The sequence below is a fragment of the Myroides sp. TSA_177.3 genome (assembly GCF_052691955.1).
The window spans coordinates 91,263-110,485 of record NZ_JBQZGD010000002.1; the positions used below are offsets into that span (position 1 = coordinate 91,263).

General features: G+C 35.1%; 19 protein-coding genes. 12 read left to right on the forward strand and 7 right to left on the reverse strand.

The window, feature by feature from the left end; all coding sequences use genetic code 11:
• Positions 1 to 6 precede the first annotated feature (6 nt).
• Together ACUTSE_RS02485 and ACUTSE_RS02490 are read left to right on the forward strand one after the other, a co-directional pair.
• Positions 7 to 1,053 (forward strand): formimidoylglutamase, encoded by a 1,047-nt coding sequence (locus tag ACUTSE_RS02485; protein WP_445639096.1) that lies wholly within the window; start codon positions 7 to 9, stop codon positions 1,051 to 1,053.
• Positions 1,053 to 1,727 (forward strand): response regulator transcription factor, encoded by a 675-nt coding sequence (locus tag ACUTSE_RS02490; RefSeq protein WP_445639097.1) that lies wholly within the window; start codon positions 1,053 to 1,055, stop codon positions 1,725 to 1,727. Before ACUTSE_RS02485 ends, ACUTSE_RS02490 begins: the two co-directional genes overlap by 1 nt.
• Positions 1,728 to 1,963: 236 nt before the next feature.
• Here the strand turns inward: ACUTSE_RS02490 and aroC are convergent, their stop codons facing one another.
• The 3 genes from aroC to ACUTSE_RS02505 all read right to left on the reverse strand — a co-directional run bounded on the left by aroC (position 1,964) and on the right by ACUTSE_RS02505 (position 4,712).
• Positions 1,964 to 3,052, reverse strand: coding sequence for a chorismate synthase (aroC, locus tag ACUTSE_RS02495; protein WP_445639098.1), 1,089 nt, complete (start codon positions 3,050 to 3,052; stop codon positions 1,964 to 1,966).
• A 62-nt stretch (positions 3,053 to 3,114) separates the two neighbouring features.
• On the reverse strand, positions 3,115 to 3,657 hold the full coding sequence (locus ACUTSE_RS02500) for a YqiA/YcfP family alpha/beta fold hydrolase (protein WP_445639099.1): 543 nt from the start codon (positions 3,655 to 3,657) through the stop codon (positions 3,115 to 3,117).
• Positions 3,658 to 3,662: 5 nt separating this feature from the next.
• Positions 3,663 to 4,712, reverse strand: coding sequence for an AI-2E family transporter (locus ACUTSE_RS02505; RefSeq protein WP_445639100.1), 1,050 nt, complete (start codon positions 4,710 to 4,712; stop codon positions 3,663 to 3,665).
• Positions 4,713 to 4,867: 155 nt separating this feature from the next.
• Here ACUTSE_RS02505 and ACUTSE_RS02510 point away from each other — a divergent pair, with 155 nt between their 5' ends.
• Positions 4,868 to 5,941 (forward strand): peptide-N-glycosidase F-related protein, encoded by a 1,074-nt coding sequence (locus ACUTSE_RS02510; protein ID WP_445639101.1) that lies wholly within the window; start codon positions 4,868 to 4,870, stop codon positions 5,939 to 5,941.
• 178 nt (positions 5,942 to 6,119) lie between these two features.
• On the opposite strand, the gene glmM is transcribed toward ACUTSE_RS02510, so the two are convergent.
• Entirely contained in the window at positions 6,120 to 7,508 is a 1,389-nt protein-coding gene (gene glmM, locus ACUTSE_RS02515) for a phosphoglucosamine mutase (protein WP_445639102.1), read from the reverse strand.
• Positions 7,509 to 7,607: 99 nt separating this feature from the next.
• Here glmM and ACUTSE_RS02520 point away from each other — a divergent pair, with 99 nt between their 5' ends.
• The 7 genes from ACUTSE_RS02520 to ACUTSE_RS02550 all read left to right on the forward strand — a co-directional run bounded on the left by ACUTSE_RS02520 (position 7,608) and on the right by ACUTSE_RS02550 (position 14,580).
• Complete coding sequence (locus tag ACUTSE_RS02520) at positions 7,608 to 8,207, forward strand: acyl carrier protein phosphodiesterase (RefSeq protein WP_445639103.1); 600 nt, start codon at positions 7,608 to 7,610, stop codon at positions 8,205 to 8,207.
• 70 nt (positions 8,208 to 8,277) lie between these two features.
• Positions 8,278 to 10,092, forward strand: coding sequence for a chloride channel protein (locus tag ACUTSE_RS02525; RefSeq protein WP_002985317.1), 1,815 nt, complete (start codon positions 8,278 to 8,280; stop codon positions 10,090 to 10,092).
• 892 nt (positions 10,093 to 10,984) lie between these two features.
• Complete coding sequence (locus ACUTSE_RS02530; protein WP_445639104.1) at positions 10,985 to 11,359, forward strand: winged helix-turn-helix transcriptional regulator; 375 nt, start codon at positions 10,985 to 10,987, stop codon at positions 11,357 to 11,359.
• 6 nt (positions 11,360 to 11,365) lie between these two features.
• Positions 11,366 to 12,187, forward strand: a complete 822-nt coding sequence (locus ACUTSE_RS02535; protein ID WP_445639105.1) for a serine O-acetyltransferase — start codon at positions 11,366 to 11,368, stop codon at positions 12,185 to 12,187.
• 18 nt (positions 12,188 to 12,205) lie between these two features.
• Positions 12,206 to 13,144, forward strand: a complete 939-nt coding sequence (gene cysK / locus ACUTSE_RS02540; RefSeq protein ID WP_445639106.1) for a cysteine synthase A — start codon at positions 12,206 to 12,208, stop codon at positions 13,142 to 13,144.
• Between the two features lie 145 nt (positions 13,145 to 13,289).
• Entirely contained in the window at positions 13,290 to 14,102 is an 813-nt protein-coding gene (locus tag ACUTSE_RS02545) for a 5'-nucleotidase, lipoprotein e(P4) family (protein ID WP_353100217.1), read from the forward strand.
• Positions 14,103 to 14,136: 34 nt separating this feature from the next.
• Complete coding sequence (locus tag ACUTSE_RS02550; RefSeq protein ID WP_060874164.1) at positions 14,137 to 14,580, forward strand: hypothetical protein; 444 nt, start codon at positions 14,137 to 14,139, stop codon at positions 14,578 to 14,580.
• Positions 14,581 to 14,644: 64 nt separating this feature from the next.
• Here the strand turns inward: ACUTSE_RS02550 and ACUTSE_RS02555 are convergent, their stop codons facing one another.
• The 3 genes from ACUTSE_RS02555 to ACUTSE_RS02565 all read right to left on the reverse strand — a co-directional run bounded on the left by ACUTSE_RS02555 (position 14,645) and on the right by ACUTSE_RS02565 (position 17,248).
• Positions 14,645 to 14,866, reverse strand: a complete 222-nt coding sequence (locus ACUTSE_RS02555; RefSeq protein WP_445639107.1) for a helix-turn-helix domain-containing protein — start codon at positions 14,864 to 14,866, stop codon at positions 14,645 to 14,647.
• A 1,257-nt stretch (positions 14,867 to 16,123) separates the two neighbouring features.
• Positions 16,124 to 16,927 carry a hypothetical protein gene (locus ACUTSE_RS02560; RefSeq protein WP_445639108.1) on the reverse strand — a complete coding sequence of 268 codons (804 nt, stop codon included), beginning with the start codon at positions 16,925 to 16,927 and terminating at the stop codon, positions 16,124 to 16,126.
• Between the two features lie 183 nt (positions 16,928 to 17,110).
• A complete protein-coding gene (locus ACUTSE_RS02565; RefSeq protein ID WP_002985330.1) occupies positions 17,111 to 17,248 on the reverse strand; it encodes a hypothetical protein in 138 nt (45 codons plus the stop codon).
• Positions 17,249 to 17,974: 726 nt separating this feature from the next.
• On the opposite strand from ACUTSE_RS02565, the gene ACUTSE_RS02570 reads away from it, so the two are divergent.
• Together ACUTSE_RS02570 and ACUTSE_RS02575 are read left to right on the forward strand one after the other, a co-directional pair.
• A complete protein-coding gene (locus tag ACUTSE_RS02570; protein ID WP_445639109.1) occupies positions 17,975 to 18,403 on the forward strand; it encodes a hypothetical protein in 429 nt (142 codons plus the stop codon).
• A gap of 7 nt (positions 18,404 to 18,410) precedes the next feature.
• Positions 18,411 to 19,172 (forward strand): DUF3883 domain-containing protein, encoded by a 762-nt coding sequence (locus tag ACUTSE_RS02575; RefSeq protein WP_445639110.1) that lies wholly within the window; start codon positions 18,411 to 18,413, stop codon positions 19,170 to 19,172.
• Positions 19,173 to 19,223 lie beyond the last annotated feature (51 nt).

Sequence of the window (19,223 nt, forward strand, 5' to 3'; positions counted from 1 at the left end):
CGCGACATGACACAAACTAAACTAACGATTTTTACAAGAGACAAACTACTTGAATTGACGAGTTTAAGAAATGGAGAAATAAAATTGGGCGAACGCGTTCACGTGATTCAACAGCCCTCAGATTGGGAAAAAGAACTCGCTCAAAATGAAAGCAAATACGTTGTTTTAGGTATTCCAGAAGACATTGGGGTAAAAGCTAATTTTGGTCGTATGGGAACAGCTAGTGCTTGGGAAAAATTTATTGCTACTTTTTTGAATATTCAACACAATAGATTCAACAAGGGATATTGGGTGACCATTCTTGGACATCTTAATTTTGCTGCAGAAGTAGCAGAAGCTCAACAACTAGACCCAACAAACAAAGCGGATCGCAAGCGCCTTTTTGAACTTGTACAGCTGATTGATAAAGAGGTTTCTCATTTGATTGCCAAAATCGTAAAGGCAGGTAAAATTCCCATTGTCATTGGCGGTGGTCATAACAATGCTTATGGAAATATCAAAGGAACTGCTTTAGCTAAAGGTAAAGCAATCAATGCCATTAACTTTGATGCCCATACGGATTTTAGACCTTTAGAAGGAAGACATAGCGGTAATGGATTTTCTTATGCTTTTGAAGAAGGTTTTTTAAAAAACTACTTTGTTTTTGGGTTACATGAAAACTACACGTCAAAAGGTGTGTTCAGTTCTATCAAATTGCATGCAGATCGTGTAAAATATAATACGTATGAGCAAATTAACATCCGCAAAGAGAAGTCATTTAGCAATGAATTATTGCTCGCAAAAAAACACATTGACGGCGGATTTTACGGGATTGAAATTGATTTAGACGCGATTCCACAAGTGGCTAGTAGCGCAATTACCCCTACTGGTTTTTCTGCAGAACGCACCCGTCAATTCTTGCATTTCTTTGCAGAATCAACCAATGTTGCCTATTTGCATATTTGTGAAGGTGCTCCTTCTTTAGATTATCCAACCAATAATCATGTAGTTGGTAAATTAATAGCGTATCTTGTCTCTGATTTTATGAAATCAAATTCAAATAGCCCAAAGTAGTGAATATATTATTAGTTGAAGACGACAAACGAATCAGCGAATTCATAGTCAAAGGATTAGAGGAAAAAGGAATGCATGTACAATTGGCATCCTCTGGGGATGAGGCGAGAAAACTCGTCCTCAATGGCGATTGGGATTTAATCCTCATGGATATTATGCTTCCGGATATTGATGGCATTCAGCTTACGAAAATGATTCGTTTTAAAAAGGATTATACTCCAATTTTAATGCTAAGTGCACTTAGTGATACCACAGATAAGATTGATGCTTTAGACGGTGGAGCTGATGATTATTTAACGAAGCCTTTTCACTTCAGTGAATTGTTATCGCGTATCAATGCCTTAACCCGTCGAACTAAATTCAACTACGAAAATAAAAATAAGTATTACAATTGTGGAGATGTACAATTGGATCCCGAAAAACACGTAGTTACCCAAGCGGGCAAAATCATTGATTTATCCCCGAAAGAATACAAATTATTATTGTATCTATTGGAAAATAAAGGACGTGTAATTTCACGAACACAAATTTTAGAACAAGTTTGGGGTATTCAGTATGACACCAATACCAATGTGGTAGATGTGTACATTTCGTACATTCGAAATAAAATAGACGAAACACAAGGTAAATTAATTCACACCATCAAAGGAACGGGGTATATGCTTCAGGAATAGTTTTTTTGTTTTTTGTGAAGTTGTTTTTTTATTCAATTCTTCAATCTTTAGTGCATTTTTATCCTTTATATAAAAGAGAATGATTTGCTGCAAGAGAATTTTAAACAACTTCGCAACCTACAACTTCACAAAATTTCAGCGTATGTAATCCATTGTATTAAAAGAAAATCGGTTGTTAAAAGATAATTCAAACAATTTTACAGCCAACGCTTTCACAAAGAACCTACGCATTAAAATTATTTTTTATCTTGGAAGTTTTTCCATCCCTGTCTCCCATATTGCTCAATAAGCATATCCAGTAATACCAAAGCAGCCATGGATTCTACGATAGGTACAGCTCTAGGTAATACGCAAGCATCATGGCGTCCTTTTCCCTCTACCGTTACTACTTCATTAGCCGCATTGATAGATGGTTGATCTTTCATGATTGTTGCAGTTGGTTTAAATGCAACATTGAAAAAGATATCCATTCCATTGCTAATTCCTCCAACAATTCCTCCCGCATTATTTGTTACTGTAATGCCATTCGGCAATAGGATATCATTGTGTTGGCTTCCTCTTAGTTGTGTTCCAGCAAACCCGCTGCCAAACTCTACGCCTTTTACGGCATTGATACTCAACATGGCTTTGGCTAATGCTGCATCTAATTTATCAAAAACTGGAGCGCCTAAACCAACGGGAACCTGTTGTATTACACAAGTAATCACCCCTCCTACTGAGTCCCCTTCTTTCTTTACTTGTCGAATTAGTTCCTCCATTGCTTGTGCCACTTTTGGATCAGGGCAACGCACGGCATTGGTTTCTATCTGGTTGAAATTTAATACTGTATACGGTTGTTCTACGCGAATATCTCCTACAGCGGAAACATAAGCTGTAATTTGCATAGGAGCTAAAATTTGTTTAGCAATTGCTCCGCCTACCACTCTACAAGCAGTTTCACGAGCCGAGCTTCTTCCTCCCCCTCTATAATCGCGTATTCCGTATTTTTGATCGTATACATAGTCCGCATGACTCGGTCGATAAGCGTGTTTAATATGCTCGTAATCCTTGGATTTTGAATTGGTATTCTCAATAGTAAAACCAATAGGAGTTCCGGTTGTGATTCCCTCAAAAATACCCGATAAAAAACGAACTTCATCAGCCTCTTTGCGCTGGGTTACTAAGGTAGATTGTCCAGGTTTGCGTCTGTCCATTTCCTGCTGAATTGCCTGCATATCGAGCACTACTCCAGCAGGACATCCATCAATAATGCCTCCCAAAGCTTCGCCATGTGATTCGCCAAAAGTAGTTAGGCTAAAATAGTTGCCAAAGGTATTTCCATTCATAATCCAATACTATCATTTAATTGAGCCAAACAAAGATACTTCAAACCAATCGTTTCTTTCTTTTATTTCGCTAAAATCAGTCGTTGACGTTCCACATAATCTGCAAGAAGCGGTAGATATTGCTCAAATAAAGGCAAGCGATGAGAATCCTCTATATAGAGAACCTCACTATTTGCACATTGATATGGATTCAACTCCTGTAAGTCTAAAGTTTCATCTTGCTTTCCGATTAGAAGAAAAGCATCTTCTGGCGCAGAAATATCAAGAAGGCTATTTTTTAAATTGGGGGTAAAGATTAAATCTTTATTTAATCGATGGGAATAGCTCAACAACGGACTCAACAAAATCAGAATGGTTTGAAGCCCTTGTGCTTTGCGTTTCTCCTTCCATTGATAAGCAAAATTAGCCCCTGTTGAATCTCCAATAAGGAGTAATGCTTCTTCTTGTTCAACCGCTTGATGGCCTTGCATCAACCACGTACTAAAATCTGTTTCTGGTGTCCATTCTGCACAACTTGCTTGATAAGTAGCGAAATGTTTTTCTAATAACACATACTTTCTTGACTCCTTATTAGAGCCATACCCATGAATATAAATCAACTGCATGCTATCTATTTTTCAATAATTTTAGCCTTATTCGCCTCTACAAATTCTCTGTAGTATATCTTTATTAACCACATGAAAAGAGAAAATAAAATTGGCCCGAATATAATTCCGATGAATCCAAACACATTCACCCCAACAATCACGCCAAAAATAGTAATTAGAGGATGGACATCTGCCATTTTCTTTTGCAGTAAAAATCGAATTAAGTTATCTGAAGTTCCCACTACCACTAAGCAATAGATAAACAAACCTATAGCACTACCCTGCTGACCATTAGCCAACATCATAACGATTAAAGGAATGTAAATCACTGCTGCTCCAACAACAGGCAGCAAAGAAGCAAAAGCCGTAAGAATAAAAAACACAAAAGCATCTTCTACCCCAAAGATTAAATACCCGATAAACGCAACAATACCTTGAATAAAAGCTGTTAGTGGTACCCCTACACTATTAGAAATAACCAGGCGTTTCATATCTACTTTTAGCTCATCCATATTATTGGCCTGCATAGGTAAATAACGCGTTAACCAAGCTTGAATTTGTTGATATTCCTTCAATAGAAAATACAGCATCAAATACGCCACTCCAATTTCCACGACGCTATTTACAGAGGTATTCACAATAGCTTGAAAAGCTTGTGTTCCCAACTCTGTTGCTTTACTAATTGTATTTTCATTGAAGATATCAATATTATAACTCTCTCGTAAACTGCGAACCGTCGATTCAATTCCGGCTTGAATTTTATCTTTATCTTGTAAAACAACTAGAACCTTTTGGGTGATTGTTTGAATTAACAAATACAAGGGAGCAAGCACCAACATGCTACTTCCTAGCATCAAAGCTATAATAGATAAATTCTTGTTCCACCCTTTTTTCTGTGTCATCCAACGATAAGGAGGTAATAATAGCACAGTCAAGCACAAAGCTCCTAAAAAACCAGGCAGAAAAAAAACGAGATTACTTGCCAACAAGTAAAATACAAACAAGATTAAAACTAGAAATCCCAACTGTACTAAAATAGAATTGGGAATTAACGGTTTTGGGTTCGAAGTCATATAGAAATCATTAAAACGTAAGGTTTAAAGTTATAAAAAATAACAATTCACAACCGATTAATTCCTTCAAATCCTGTAAATATATTTTATCCCCTTGTGCTATTTTTTGTTTTTTTTAACTATATTCACACTTTTATAACACTTAACAAAAAACAATGAGCAAAAAAATTTTATTACTTAGTTTTTTAGTTTGCGGTTTACTGCTAGGCACCGCTTGTTCTTCGGATGATTCTTCACCAAAAAAAGAAGAACCAAATCCTGATGATGATGGTCCAGTAATTGAAGAACCAGCCAAAACAGGAACTTTTAACTACACCACATTTAAAGATGTCAAAGTAGGTTTTGGTGATGGTTTATCTCAAAGCGCAGAGGGAACTTTTACTTTTCCAACCGATATAGAAAAAGTACAAACCATTAAGATGTATGTACAAAACCCATGTCAAAATAAAGAATGTGATGAATGGGATCGCTTTGCCAATGTATATGTAAAAAATAAAAAGACAAACGAATGGTATGAAATTGGTCGTTTTATCACTCCATATTGGGTAGGTTCTGAAAAGTTACCTAGAGGATGGGAATTTGACGTAACTGATTTCAAATCACTATTAACAGGAGAGGCAGAAATTAAAATATACACGGAAACTTGGTTGGCCAAAGGACGTGTTTACAGCGTTGATTTCGATTTCATCTATGGAGAAACGGCTTATCAATATTCTGCTGTCGTTCCTTTATTCCAATACAACCAATCGTCTATTGATGGTGTTCCGTATGGAACAGCACAAACAACGGATTTAGCAAGAAGTATTAAGTTACCTGCTAATACTGAACTGGCTTATTTCAGAACAACCATTTCAGGTTGGGGACATGCAACGCCAAATGATGCTGGTGGTAGAGGATGTGCAGAATGGTGCTATAGAACTCATCATATTCAATTAGAAGGAAGCAACGCCTTTGAACATTATATGGGGCCTATTGGTTGTGCCAATAATCCAATCAACAATCAAGCACCTGGAAACTGGAAACCTGATCGCGCGGGTTGGTGTCCAGGTATGGTAGTTCCTCCTTATATCAATAACCTTACAGGTGATTTGAAAAACAAAACTTTGAATTTTAATTACCAATTAGAACCTTGGACAGCGAACAACCCAGAAAATAAAGCATTCTATGCTATTTCTACGTTTGTTGTTGTGCATAGTACTACACCGATTCAACCTGCTGTTGTACAATAAATGGATGAGATTGGTGAGGTGGTGAGATTGGTGAGGCGATGAGGTTGAGAGACTTTAAAAATTTAATCTATAAAAAAAGCGAAAGAATCTTCTTTCGCTTTTTTTATTCATTTGTATCCGATTGATTTTTGCCCATTTTGTATATTTAATTGGCTGCATCGCTCTTCTTTTTTTATCATTAAATCCCAGCAATTACGCGTAATTCTTCCATCATACGAGCAGCTAAACCATCGGCTTCCTCTTGAGAAGGGGCTTCTGTATAAATACGGATAATTGGTTCTGTATTGGATTTTCTTAAGTGTACCCAACTCGTTGGAAAGTCAATTTTCACTCCATCGATTGTGCTAACTTCTTGATTTTTATAATTTTCAGCAATTAGTTCTAAAATCATATCGACATTCAATTTAGGTGTCAATTCGATTTTATTTTTACTCATATAATATTGAGGATACGTTGCTCTTAATTCTGCTACAGATAAGGTTTGATTTGCTAAATGAGTTAAGAATAAAGCGACTCCAACTAAAGCATCGCGTCCGTAGTGGATTTCAGGATAAATAATCCCTCCATTTCCTTCACCACCGATTACAGCATTTGTTGCTTTCATCAATTCTACTACATTCACCTCTCCTACTGCTGCAGCTCCATAATTTCCTCCTCTATTTACTGTTACATCGCGTAAAGCACGAGAAGACGATAAATTCGAAACGGTATTTCCTGGAGTTTTACTCAATACGTAATCCGCTACCGCTACTAACGTATATTCTTCCCCAAACATTTCACCATCATTTGAGATGAAAGCCAAACGATCAACATCCGGATCCACAACGATTCCCAAATCTGCTTTTTCTGCTTTTACTAAAGCACAAATATCTTGTAAGTGTTCTTTTAATGGCTCTGGGTTATGTGGAAAATGTCCTGTTGGATCACAATACAATTCCACCACTTCAACACCAAGTTTACGCAACAAGTCTGGAATAATAATTCCTCCCGAAGAGTTAACACCATCTACAACTACTTTAAACTGACGTTTTTTGATTGCTTCTACATCGACTAATTTTAATTTTAAAATTTCTTCGATGTGAATATCCATATAATCATTTCTTGTGGTAATGCTTCCCAAACGATCTACTTCTGCAAAGACATAAGCATCTTGATCTGCAATTTCCAAAATGATTTCCCCTTCAGCACCGCTTAAAAACTCTCCTTTGTCGTTTAATAATTTTAAAGCATTCCACTGTTTCGGGTTATGTGAAGCCGTTAAGATAATTCCACCATCCGCACCTTCCATCGGAACCGCTACTTCTACTGTTGGTGTAGTAGACAGACCTAAGTCAATTACATCAATTCCCAAGCCAACTAATGTATGCATCACCAAGTTGTGAATCATAGGGCCTGATAGACGTGCATCACGACCAATAACTACTTTCAATTGGTCTTTACCACTATTATTTTTCAAAAATGTTCCGTAAGCAGAAGCAAATTTAACTGCATCAATGGGAGTTAAATTAAAACCTACCTTACCTCCTATTGTACCTCGTATTCCTGAAATTGATTTTATCAATGTCATATTTCTATTTTTTTTCTTACCAACAAATATAAAACAATTCAATCGCTTATACTTTCAAATACTAAGGTAAAATTGTAAATTTGAGTTTAAAGCAATCAGATGAATTTTTTAGCACATGTTTATTTGTCGGGACAGGACGAGAAAAAAGCCATTGGCAATTTTATTGCGGACAGTGTTCGCGGCAAGCAATACTTAGATTTTCCAAAAGGCATTCAGCATGGAATCCTCTTACATCGCGAGATTGACACCTATACAGATAACCATTCTATTTGGCGCAAGGACAAAAAAATATTAGTTCCAACTTACAACCATTATGCGGCAGTGATAATCGATATGTATTACGATCATTTTCTGGCCAAGAATTGGGCTATTTATCACGAGGTGCCTTTAGCTACATATACCGCTAATTTTTACGATACCTTAGAGCGTAATTTTGATTTACTTCCTGCAAAGATTCAGAACTTTTTACCCATTATGATTCGAGAAAATTGGTTTATATGTTATGAAACGGTGGAAGGATTAGGCTATATTCTCTCTCAAATGGATAGACGAACCAAGGGAATTTCGAAAATGTCTCAAGCGACAAGAGAACTAGTCGAATACTATGCTGTCTTAGAAACTGATTTTACTCAATTTTTTAAAGAATTAGAAAACCACGTTATTTCCGTTCAACAAACTTCACGTTTTACGGATATTTAATCTATTTTTTGTATAAAAAAATATTGAGAAGCGGATTACTTATATCGACTATTTAGGCTATTTTTGCAAGATGAAAATTTGGAATAAAAAACGTATTGCGTACTATTTTAAGCAAACCTTTCGGTATGCTGAAGGTATTTTATTTTTTTTAAAATCGATCCTTTCGGATCGCCAATTTTTGTATTTATCCTGTGTATTAGTAGGAGCTTCCAGTGCAATAGCAGTGACCATTTTAAAGTCATTTGCCCATGCTGTTTTCAAATTTGCCACCTATATTGACAATATTTCTCACCTGCCCTACACCAATAGTATTTTACCCATTATTGGTATTCTACTAACGGTATTTGTGGTGCGCAAATTTTTAAATGGTAGCATTGAAAAAGGGACATATCAAATTATGATTGCTGTGGCAAAACATTCGGGAGTCATGCCTAAAAAACAAATGTACTCTCAGATTGTAACGAGTTCCCTGACGGTAGGTATGGGAGGATCACTCGGATTAGAATCGCCAATTGCCATTACCGGAGCTGCCTTTGGGTCTAATTTTGCACAAAATTACAAGCTCAGCTATAAAGATCGTATTTTACTTTTAGGTTGCGGTGTAGCTGCGGGTATTTCTGCTGCTTTTAATGCTCCTATTGCAGGTGTTCTTTTTGCCATTGAGATTGTATTAGCTGATATTACGGTTTCTGCTTTTATTCCGATTATGATTGCCTCTGCAACAGGAACGATTGTCACTGATTTAATTATCAAAGAAGATATATTACTTTCCTTTAAGAAACAGCTGGTATTCGATACGTTCAATACGGGGTATTACGTTATTTTAGGAGTTCTTGCCGGATTATTCTGCGTGTACCATGCGCGTATGTTTCGAAAAACAGAAGCCTACATTTCCAAGTTTACCAATCACGTCTATAAAAAAGCACTGATTGGAGCAACCATGTTAGCTGTTTTAATCTTCCTCTTTCCCACCCTTTTTGGTGAAGGATATGAAAGTATAAAAATACTAGCGGGTGATCAACCTGAAGCGATACTCAACAATACCTTATTAAAAAATTTCGCAACCAATGAATGGGTTCTTCTCCTTTTTGTTGCAGGTGCTGCCTTAGTTAAAACGTTCGCTGTTGGATTGACCATGGGAAGTGGAGGAAATGGAGGAAACTTTGCTCCTTCTCTATTTGTTGGTTCTTACCTCGGTTTTACAGTAGCTAAATTCTTATCCCTTTTAGGTGTAAAAGACATGCCTATTCACAACTTTACCGTCGTTGGAATGGCGGGTGTAATCAGTGGTTTGTTTCATGCTCCCCTTACTGGAATCTTCTTAATTGCTGAAATTACGGGAGGTTATGGTTTAATGGTGCCACTATTGATTGTCTCTTCTATCAGTTTTGCCATTGCAAAACACATGGAAAAGTACTCCATGGATATTAAATCTATTGCGGAAACAGGAATGGTTTTCACCTCTGATAAAGATGCAAATATTTTATCGACAATTAATGCACATGATTTCATTCGCAATGATATCCACATTTTAAAGTCGACACAAACGACACAAGATGCGGTAACTATATTCACACAAACCCAGCAAGAATTTATCCCTGTTGTGGATGACAATCAAACGCTTGTAGGAGTTATTAACCTCAATCACGTGCGTCCTATTGTATTTAGTACGTTCCAAACGAAATTTACCCCCTTGTCTGATTTGATTGAGCAACCGATTACGGTTTCTTATGATGATAGTACCAAGCATATTATCAATCGCTTTGACCTGAGAAAGTCTGACTTTTTATTGGTGCAAAAGGATAAAGCTTATTTTGGTTATATCTTAAAAGCGGATATGTTAGAAGCTTATCGAAATAACTTGAAATCACTTTCCATTAATTAAACGAAAAGAATAAATAGGGAATTAATTGTGCAGCGCTATTTAGGTGATGGGTTATGAGTTATGGGTGAACGTTATGAGTGATGGGTTATGAGTTTAGGGTGAATTTTCTAAATAATGAAAGTTTTCCTTTGGTTGATACACTTCACAACTTTACGACTTTTCAAATTGCAACTTTACTTAATAGAGGTAATTGTATGTTTTTCTTATTCTAAACCATTACACTAGGTGGTAACCGTTAGCTATAAATCTTTTTTCTTACAAGCTATCTACAGTAGACTGCAAACCGTTGACTGTAAACCAAATTTACGCATCAAGCGCAAAAGTTGGGGACTAATTATAGAGCTTTTGCGCGAAACGTAATATAGCATTGTTAACCTTTCGAAAATAAGAACTCAGCTTCTGCATTTGAGATACAGTTCATGAGTTAAGGTAGAAATAATAGAGAGTGCCATTTTGGGGGGCACTCTCTTGTATTATAGTATCTTTGTATTTGTTACTTACCATTGAAATAGAACAACAAAACAACAAAACCAAATTCCTTACAAGTAGCCGCTCAAAAGAAATCTTAAAAATAAATCTATTTCAAAACAAACATACAAAGAACTATGCATTCTTTACAGAGCGTTTAAACTAACGCTCCTCACTTTTCTTAAATCAAAGATACAGATTAATTTACTGAAACCTTGCATACCCGACTTCGCTTTTAACAATTATTATCCCAAAAAGATACCCATTGTTCGCAATGAGTATATTTATTACACTATAAAAACTAATTTTCGCCACATTTAGTAGAAAAATATACTAAATAAACGTTAACCACCTTGTGAATTGTGCACTTTTGCTTACATTAGCTTTCTATAAAGGAAGTAACTTTCCTAAAAGAAACTTAATAATGGCAACCTTAGATCTTCATACGATTCAACATACCCTCCATTGCATTAGTGGCAAGTGGAGAATTCCTATATTGATCGCTTTATTTCACTTGGACAAGGCTCGTTATTCTAGCATACAGCAGTATTTACCTAAAATTGGAAGTAAAATGCTCACTTCAGAATTGAAGATGTTGGAACAATTGAACCTTATTGAACGCATTATTACAGAAACACCTGTAACCATTGAATATCAATTGAGTACTAAAGGCCAATCCTTACGTCCCGTTTTAGAAGCGCTTTCAGGTTGGGGAGCCAATGAACTTCCCGTAAAAGCAACTCAGCTCACGGCTGAAAACAAACATGAAATCAATCATTTCTTAACCATCAATATCTAATTTCTAATGGATTTTATTCAAGAATTACTGCATAAAAATGAAAGCACCAATGCTTTTCTAGATAAAAAAAGAATGGAACAGTTTACGGATACACTTTTTCATTTTTTATTTCAATTAGAAGATAAGAGATATCACTCCGAACAAGCCATTAATATTCGATTAAATACATTAAAGAATGAAATGATTTCCATTTTATTTAGTATTAATAATCAAGAAGACCGCTCACATCAGATTGCGCATGATTTTTTTGAAGCTCTTCCCGGTATATATCAATTATTAAATACGGATGCAACGGCTATTTTAGAAAATGACCCTGCAGCAACATGTTTACAAGAAGTACACATTGCTTATCCCGGATTTTACGCGATTGCCATCTATCGTTTTGCGCATCAATTGCAGCGACAAAACGTGCGATTACTTCCCCGTATTTGGACGGAATATGCCCACAATAAAACCGGTATTGACATCCACCCTGCCGCTTCGATTGGTTCGCACTTTTGCATTGACCACGGAACGGGTATTGTAATTGGAGAAACTTGCGTCATTGGAACCAATGTAAAAATATATCAAGGAGTTACATTAGGGGCGATATCTGTTTCTAAAGATAAAGCCAATACGCGTCGACACCCCTATATTGAAGACAATGTAGTTATTTACTCAGGGGCAACTATTTTGGGCGGCGATACCATTATTGGTCATGATTCTGTCATTGGAGGTAACGTTTGGTTAACTAAAAGTGTTGATCCCAATTCTATTATTTACAGCAAAAGTAAAGTCTATTCAAAGTATACAGACAAATATCCAGAACCTATCAATTTTATTATATAACGACACAAAAAAATAGTTATGAAAGCACAAAACATTTTAGACACTATTGGGCGTACCCCACATGTAAAAATCAATAAACTTTTCCCTTCAAACCTTAATGTGTGGATGAAGTTAGAAAAACAAAATCCAGGAGGAAGTTTAAAAGATCGTATTGCCTTAGCAATGATTGAAGATGCAGAGGCAAAAGGATTAATTAACAAAGACACGACGATTATTGAGCCTACTTCAGGAAACACAGGAGTTGGATTAGCGATGGTTTGCGCTGTTAAAGGCTACCAATTAATTTTGGTTATGCCAGAATCCATGAGTATTGAACGCAGAAAATTAATGGCTGCTTTTGGGGCGAAATTCGTTTTAACACCAAGAGAATTAGGAACAGCAGGATCTGTTGCAAAAGCTACTGAATTGGCAGAGCAAATGGAAAACGCATGGGTTCCACAGCAATTTAATAATTTTTCAAATCCTGAAATTCACCGTAAAACAACAGCTTTAGAAATTATCAATGATTTCCCAGAAGGTATTGATTACTTTATTACAGGCGTTGGAACTGGAGGACATATTACAGGAGTAGCTGAAGTCTTAAAAGAGAGATTTCCAAAACTAAAAGTATACGCAGTTGAGCCTAAGAATTCACCTGTATTAAGTGGCGGACAACCAGGCCCTCACCCTTTACAAGGTATTGGAGCAGGGTTTGTTCCTAAGGTAGTAAATACTGCTATTTTTGATGGAATTATTACCATTGACAAAGAAGAAGCTTTTGAATATACTAATCGCGTTGCAAAAGAAGAGGGAATCTTAGCAGGTATTTCAACGGGAACATCATTGGCTGCTATCGCACAAAAACTACCTGAGATTGAAGCAGGAGCTACGATTTTAACGTTCAACTATGATACAGGAGAACGCTATTGGTCTGTTGATGATTTATTTGACGAAAAAGCGGCTGAATACAAAGAGTAAGCCTTACAACTAGCATAACTAAAACCTTTCTACCTCAAAGTAGAAAGGTTTTTTTATGGAGGCAACTTTACCTTCCACTACATAATTCCTTCTATTCTAATTTTATGTTGTATTTTTGCAGTATAATAAACAGTAAAACTAGAATATGTTAAAAAGAACTTTCCTCCTTGCAGGACTTCTTGTTTTATCCGCATGTAAAACAACTCCTTCAAGTCAAGTTACTTCAACAACCAATCCTTTACACCATATTGAAGTAAATGGCAAATTATACGCGGCGGTATTTCAACAAAATGCTGCTGAATATCAAGCCTTAGCTGCACAAGCCTTCAATATAGCAACCTTGAGAGTGGATGAAATCTTAACACAACAATTCGACAAGCCATTGGCTATTGTGACCGATATTGACGAAACATTTTTAGACAACTCCCCTTATGCCGTTGAAATGGCACGTCAAGGAAAAGTATTCAGCGAAGAAACGTGGAATGCTTGGACTTCTAAAGGAGAAGCATTACCACTATTAGGTAGTTTAGAATTTTTCAACTACGCAGCTTCTAAAGGAATCGAAGTGTACTATATTACGAATCGTACGCAAAATGACAAAGCGGGTACGATGAAGAATCTAAAGAAATACAACTACCCTTTTGCTGATGATCAACATGTGATTGTTCGCACGACAGAATCTAGCAAAGAAACAAGAAGACAAAAATTAAGTGAAACACACGAAATTGTAATGCTTCTTGGTGACAACCTTTCTGATTTCTCTACTGCTTTTGATAAAAAAACACAAGCAGAACGCTTGCAAAATGTAAAAAATAACCAAGCGTTATTTGGCAAGCGATTCATTGTTTTACCAAATACAGGATATGGAGATTGGGAATCAGCTTTGTTAGAATACAAGCGCAATCTGACAACCGAAGAGAAAGACAACCTATACAATAAAAGCGTCAAAGGCTTTTAACCCAACAAAAATAAAAAATTAATAACTCGACAAAATGAAAAAATTAGTAGCTATTTGTGCTTTTTTGGCTTTGCCATTTGCCATCAGCAGTTGTTCAAGTGATGATAACTCCGTGATCCGCAAAAAAAGCGATTATGAAGGAACGTGGGTAACGGATAGTTTATTCTATTCAATTCCTAATGGTCCATCTATGAAACATAAATTTTCAGACATGCCTGGTGGAGAAAATGCAGTTACTGAGGATGTAATGACTTTGACAGAAGACAAAGCAACACTAGTAGAAACTACACGAAAAGGTGATGTAAGTCCAGCAGTTCAAGGTGTAATTAAAGATCAACTAATTACATTCACTAGTGAAGATCCTAGACATACACCGAGAAAAATACAAGCGGTTACAGAACAAAAGTTAACCGTAGTATATGATATCAGTATGAGAGGAGATAAACTTCCTGTTACTGTAACATACAAAAGAAAATAATCTCGCATAAAATAAAAAGCCTTCGTCATAGAAGGCTTTTTTTATTGGGACTTGAGATGTTATCTTAGACTTGAGCTAGACCACAAAATTCTTGAAGTGATAAAGCTCTGGCGTTACAAATTTTAATTAATGTGTTTAAACTAATCGCATAAGTATCGTCATCTTTAATCAGCCGCACAATTTTTTCATCAATGCCGTGATCTCGTGCGAACTGACTATTATTGGTATGTTTGAGTAACCATTCGTCTCTGATAAACTCAACGATTTTTCTATTCTTATTGTGCATAGTAAATTTTTATTCATTTTTTTTCGGAAAACATTCCGAGCTTTGTTTTTTTTCGTATCTTAGCAAAACGATAATCAATACAGACTTGGTTGTTCTCATTCGTGGTAATTTATAGACCATACCTAAACTTCACTTATTTTTAGTTACACGTATACCACAAGTATTTTTAGGTCCGTTTATATAAACCTTGTTGTTTATTTAACTCCATTAGTCCAAGCGTTTGAAACAGTAGCTACCTAAAAATGGGCTTTAGGTTAACTGTTCGTTTACTACGCGTATTGATTGCGTAAAAGCAGATTATTCTGTTTCACTGCAAAAGGGTCATATCCTCTTATGCAGCACCTCTTAAGACAAAAGCCTCAAGGTTTATGAACTTGATATCTTATTTTACATGATTTTGCACTCTAAAAATAAAGACTTTCTTGTTTTTTTCCAAAAGAAAACCGCTTAAACCAAGGATATTTGTTAAAGAGGGACGTATTGCGATAGTTCAGCTTATAAACTGAACTATCCACACGATCAAAACTCGCAATATATACTATTGCGTTTACCATATACTTAGTTTTTATCTCCCAACAAGCTAAGATAATACAACATAAAAAGAGAAAATTGCACTCAAATGCAGTTCATATTTTCTTTTTTATCTCATTCAATGTAATTTTTTTTAAATACGTTTTTGTTACTTGTTTAGTATCAATAGCGAAGGATTTTTCCTGATACGCCTGTTAAATAAAGGAATCCTACGATATTTACCACTAAGTACACAAGATGATAGGAATGTAAAGAGATTAAATATCTCGTTTTTTGTTTGTTTAGTCCTGCTCAAAACACCTGCTTTTGGGCAGGTTTAACCAACCTTCCATCCAAGAAAATAATGTTTAACCCCTTTATACTAGTTCTTTAAAATCAAGAAACATACACTGTCTCGATCTCAGATAATTTGACGTTTTTTAGCTATACAATCAGTCATAATTCACGAATAAACCGTGTCAAATATTTACAATACGATATATAATATACAATTGAGACAGTAGAAACAACTCTTTTTTTTCAACATACGCAGTTGCTGTAGAACACAGCAAGCGTGCAGACTACTTATGCCTATTTCACGGTGTTCCTCGTGTTTGTATTGGGAGACGCAACCGCCAGAAAACACTGCGTTATAGGCTATTTTATAGTATAGATATATAAGTAGTGTTTGGTAAAATACCACCTATTTGCAGTATTTACGATACACTGCATGGCCTTCTCTATTTTCTAATTTACATGAGACGCTGTCTTCAGTATCATTACGCCATTTCTTGCATTTGAACCATAAATAGCAGTAGCTTGGACTCCTTTTAAGACAATGGAAGACAAAAATTCCTGTCCTTCAAGTCGATTAAGTTCCTCTAAATACACCCTTTTATTATCAATGATAACGAGGGGTTGTTCCAAAGGATTGCTAAGCTCTATTCCATTTTTATGGAACTCTGCCTCAATTTTTCTATACACCTTCGATTTTTTAGCGTCCTCTCTAATTGGTTGATCCACGATAAGATTTTGCATCCCATTGTAGTAAGCACCCGAAGGTAGTTGCAGTATGAAGGCTTGTATTTCATCCGAAATAATACGGGAGAAAATCTGACTTAATCTTGCTTCTATTTCTCGATTACATCCCAGCGATTTTTCAAAATACTGCTGATCTTCCACCCACTCAATTTTTACAGGAGGGCAATCAATAGCCACAATAGGTTTCAATTGTTTTACTTCATCAAGCGTTACGATTTCTTCTATTCCTTTCGATTGGATTTCAAACACCAATTCTTCCTTTGTAACTATATTGGTAAATACACGTCGAAATTCAAACGTATCTTTCCAAGTATAGGTTCCATTTCGTCCCTTAATACGAACTATTTTTTTCGGTAATTGAAAAATTGAATCTAATCTACTTCCTGCTACAGGAGCTGTTCGATTCTTAAAAAAAAGTTCAATTATTCGATCTTGATCAATTTCAATTGTATTTTGACTATAGCTAAAAGTTGCTACAAGAAATAGTGCCAGGGAAAATATAACTCGCATAGTATTGGTCTATTTATCTTTAAAATTTTAGTGTACATATCCTTCGATTCATCCCCTACTCCATCGGTGTAAGATACCCTTTACACAGTCATTTTTCTACTAAATGAAGTTCTTTTTTTAGAACCAATCGGTTCCTAATAAAATACGCTAGTTTTTATAGCTAGTTTTTTGCGAAAGACAGGGCTATTTCTTGGTTGCCATTTGGTTGACAATTTCCTTTAACAGTGCTTTTCGCTTTGTGGCAGCCTCTTGTTCTTTTTGTTTCTTTTTCGCGATTTTATCTTTGACTACTTTGCGATTTGCAGGTGTGTTTCTCCCCATGGTATCTCCTATTTATAAGCTTTGAACTGCATCTATTCCACAACAAAAGTAATACAATTGGTTGGATTCAATTTCTATTTTAGAACTATAGTCTCCGTTATTTTATTTTGATATTTTCTTATCTCACTTGTTCTATGATATAACAGTGTGTCATTTATTTCAAATTTCATGAAGTTACATCTAACAAGAACTCTTCTCTACTTTGATATTGGTTTTCATGCACATTACCATGAAGGCTGGTCTTATCCTGGCAAAAAATTTCTTTGCTTATTATCAAAAAAAGAAACGACAAATACCTTATAATCCTATAAAACTAAAAAGTATAACACTAATATTGATGTGCTTATTGAAGTTAAATTACATTAAAACTTTTAAAACTATCTTCTTATTCATGTAACTGCATTTTATTGTTTATATTACACTCTTATATCTCACTTATTTAATATGCAAACACCATCAACACCAATACAATGGATTCCTATTTTAAAAAACTTCTGTTTTTTAACTCTTTTCTATTTTATCTTATGTTTTGAAGAGCTTCTTAATTTCCAATTTTATATCGATTTTGTTCTGAAAGGAAAATTTATCTTCATCCTCTTTGCTGCTGCTGTAGATGTTTGGATGAGAACACAAAAGAGTAAAAGAAGAAAAGAAGAACAGATAAAATAGGATTAACTTAAACACTTTGTTTCCATAATCCGCATAAGTTCTAAAATATTGAGCCACATGAACAAACAAATTTTAAAAGAATACATAGCGAGATATAAAGAGAATTTTGAGATTATCAGTCAAAAAGAAATTTACAAATGGCAGGCAGTCAAATGTTTTCAAGACAATTGGAATCTTGATTCAGATAATTTCTCTGATATGTTAGCTCAATCTCTATCAAAAACAAAGAATTTACTAAATGCTGGACAGTACTTTCCACTTCGAATGATTACACAGTATGCGGAAAAAAAACCTATTGAAGTTAAAGCTCTTTTTATTTTTTTGTATGATGAAAAAGTAGATTTATACTACCGTATCAAAACTTTTAAAGAAGAGATAAATAAAATCAATAATCTTTTTTTTGCAGATAGAAAATCCTATCAAGATGATCGAGCTGTAATAGTATACTTAGTATTACGTTATCCTGAAAGATACTTTTTTTTATAAATTTACTATGTTTAAAAACTTTGCTAAAAAAGTAGATTTCTTGTATAAGCCTATCCAGGGGAGATTGGAAAACATTGGTCAATTTCAGTTGATGTGTGAAATAATTCAACATGAACTATCTTTGGATCAAGAGTTACTAAAATTACACACAAATAGAATTGCAGCAACCTGTTATTATGATGATAAACTAACTATTTTGACACAAGATTTTGTTTACGCTGTAGATAAATACCTAAACCAAGAAACTAATTTACTAATATCTCGCATCCATACTCCTATATTAAATCTCTCAAAAACCGAAGCACATCAGTTACAGGTACAAATCCCTTCTCACGATTTTAGAGGAAAATTCACCAATTTCACTCAAAATAAAATCGAGAATAAACGGATTGGTGATTTAGGTGAATTATTGGTGATGCAGTACGAAAAAGAAAAACTACTTCTAGCAAATAAACCAAAGTTAGCTAAAAAAATAAGCCATACGGCCAAAGATAAAGGCGATGGGACAGGATTTGATATTCAATCCTTTAATGAAAATGGGACTAAAATCTATATCGAAGTAAAAACAACTAAGGGCCCAAAAGATACTTCATTTTTTGTTACTAGTAATGAATTACAACGAAGTAGGCAGGAGCAAAACAACTATTATCTCTATCGATTATATGACTTTAATGAAAAAGAAAATCAGGCAAAATTACTTATTATTCAAGGAGATTTAGCTTCCCTCTGTATTCATCCAATTGTTTATAAAATTGACCTTAAAGAATAATTTCACCATCTTTAAAATCATAAAAAAAAAGCAGATTTCATTCCTAAAATC

Excerpts from the sequence above, each read along its gene's own strand:
- ACUTSE_RS02485 (WP_445639096.1), top strand. The coding sequence starts at position 7 with ATGACACAAACTAAACTAACGATTTTTACAAGAGACAAACTACTTGAA.
- aroC (WP_445639098.1), bottom strand. The coding sequence starts at position 3,052 with ATGAATGGAAATACCTTTGGCAACTATTTTAGCCTAACTACTTTTGGC.
- ACUTSE_RS02500 (WP_445639099.1), bottom strand. The coding sequence starts at position 3,657 with ATGCAGTTGATTTATATTCATGGGTATGGCTCTAATAAGGAGTCAAGA.
- ACUTSE_RS02505 (WP_445639100.1), bottom strand. The coding sequence starts at position 4,712 with ATGACTTCGAACCCAAAACCGTTAATTCCCAATTCTATTTTAGTACAG.
- ACUTSE_RS02510 (WP_445639101.1), top strand. The coding sequence starts at position 4,868 with ATGAGCAAAAAAATTTTATTACTTAGTTTTTTAGTTTGCGGTTTACTG.
- glmM (WP_445639102.1), bottom strand. The coding sequence starts at position 7,508 with ATGACATTGATAAAATCAATTTCAGGAATACGAGGTACAATAGGAGGT.
- ACUTSE_RS02520 (WP_445639103.1), top strand. The coding sequence starts at position 7,608 with ATGAATTTTTTAGCACATGTTTATTTGTCGGGACAGGACGAGAAAAAA.
- ACUTSE_RS02525 (WP_002985317.1), top strand. The coding sequence starts at position 8,278 with ATGAAAATTTGGAATAAAAAACGTATTGCGTACTATTTTAAGCAAACC.
- ACUTSE_RS02530 (WP_445639104.1), top strand. The coding sequence starts at position 10,985 with ATGGCAACCTTAGATCTTCATACGATTCAACATACCCTCCATTGCATT.
- ACUTSE_RS02535 (WP_445639105.1), top strand. The coding sequence starts at position 11,366 with ATGGATTTTATTCAAGAATTACTGCATAAAAATGAAAGCACCAATGCT.
- cysK (WP_445639106.1), top strand. The coding sequence starts at position 12,206 with ATGAAAGCACAAAACATTTTAGACACTATTGGGCGTACCCCACATGTA.
- ACUTSE_RS02545 (WP_353100217.1), top strand. The coding sequence starts at position 13,290 with ATGTTAAAAAGAACTTTCCTCCTTGCAGGACTTCTTGTTTTATCCGCA.
- ACUTSE_RS02550 (WP_060874164.1), top strand. The coding sequence starts at position 14,137 with ATGAAAAAATTAGTAGCTATTTGTGCTTTTTTGGCTTTGCCATTTGCC.
- ACUTSE_RS02555 (WP_445639107.1), bottom strand. The coding sequence starts at position 14,866 with ATGCACAATAAGAATAGAAAAATCGTTGAGTTTATCAGAGACGAATGG.
- ACUTSE_RS02560 (WP_445639108.1), bottom strand. The coding sequence starts at position 16,927 with ATGCGAGTTATATTTTCCCTGGCACTATTTCTTGTAGCAACTTTTAGC.
- ACUTSE_RS02565 (WP_002985330.1), bottom strand. The coding sequence starts at position 17,248 with ATGGGGAGAAACACACCTGCAAATCGCAAAGTAGTCAAAGATAAAATC.
- ACUTSE_RS02570 (WP_445639109.1), top strand. The coding sequence starts at position 17,975 with ATGAACAAACAAATTTTAAAAGAATACATAGCGAGATATAAAGAGAAT.
- ACUTSE_RS02575 (WP_445639110.1), top strand. The coding sequence starts at position 18,411 with ATGTTTAAAAACTTTGCTAAAAAAGTAGATTTCTTGTATAAGCCTATC.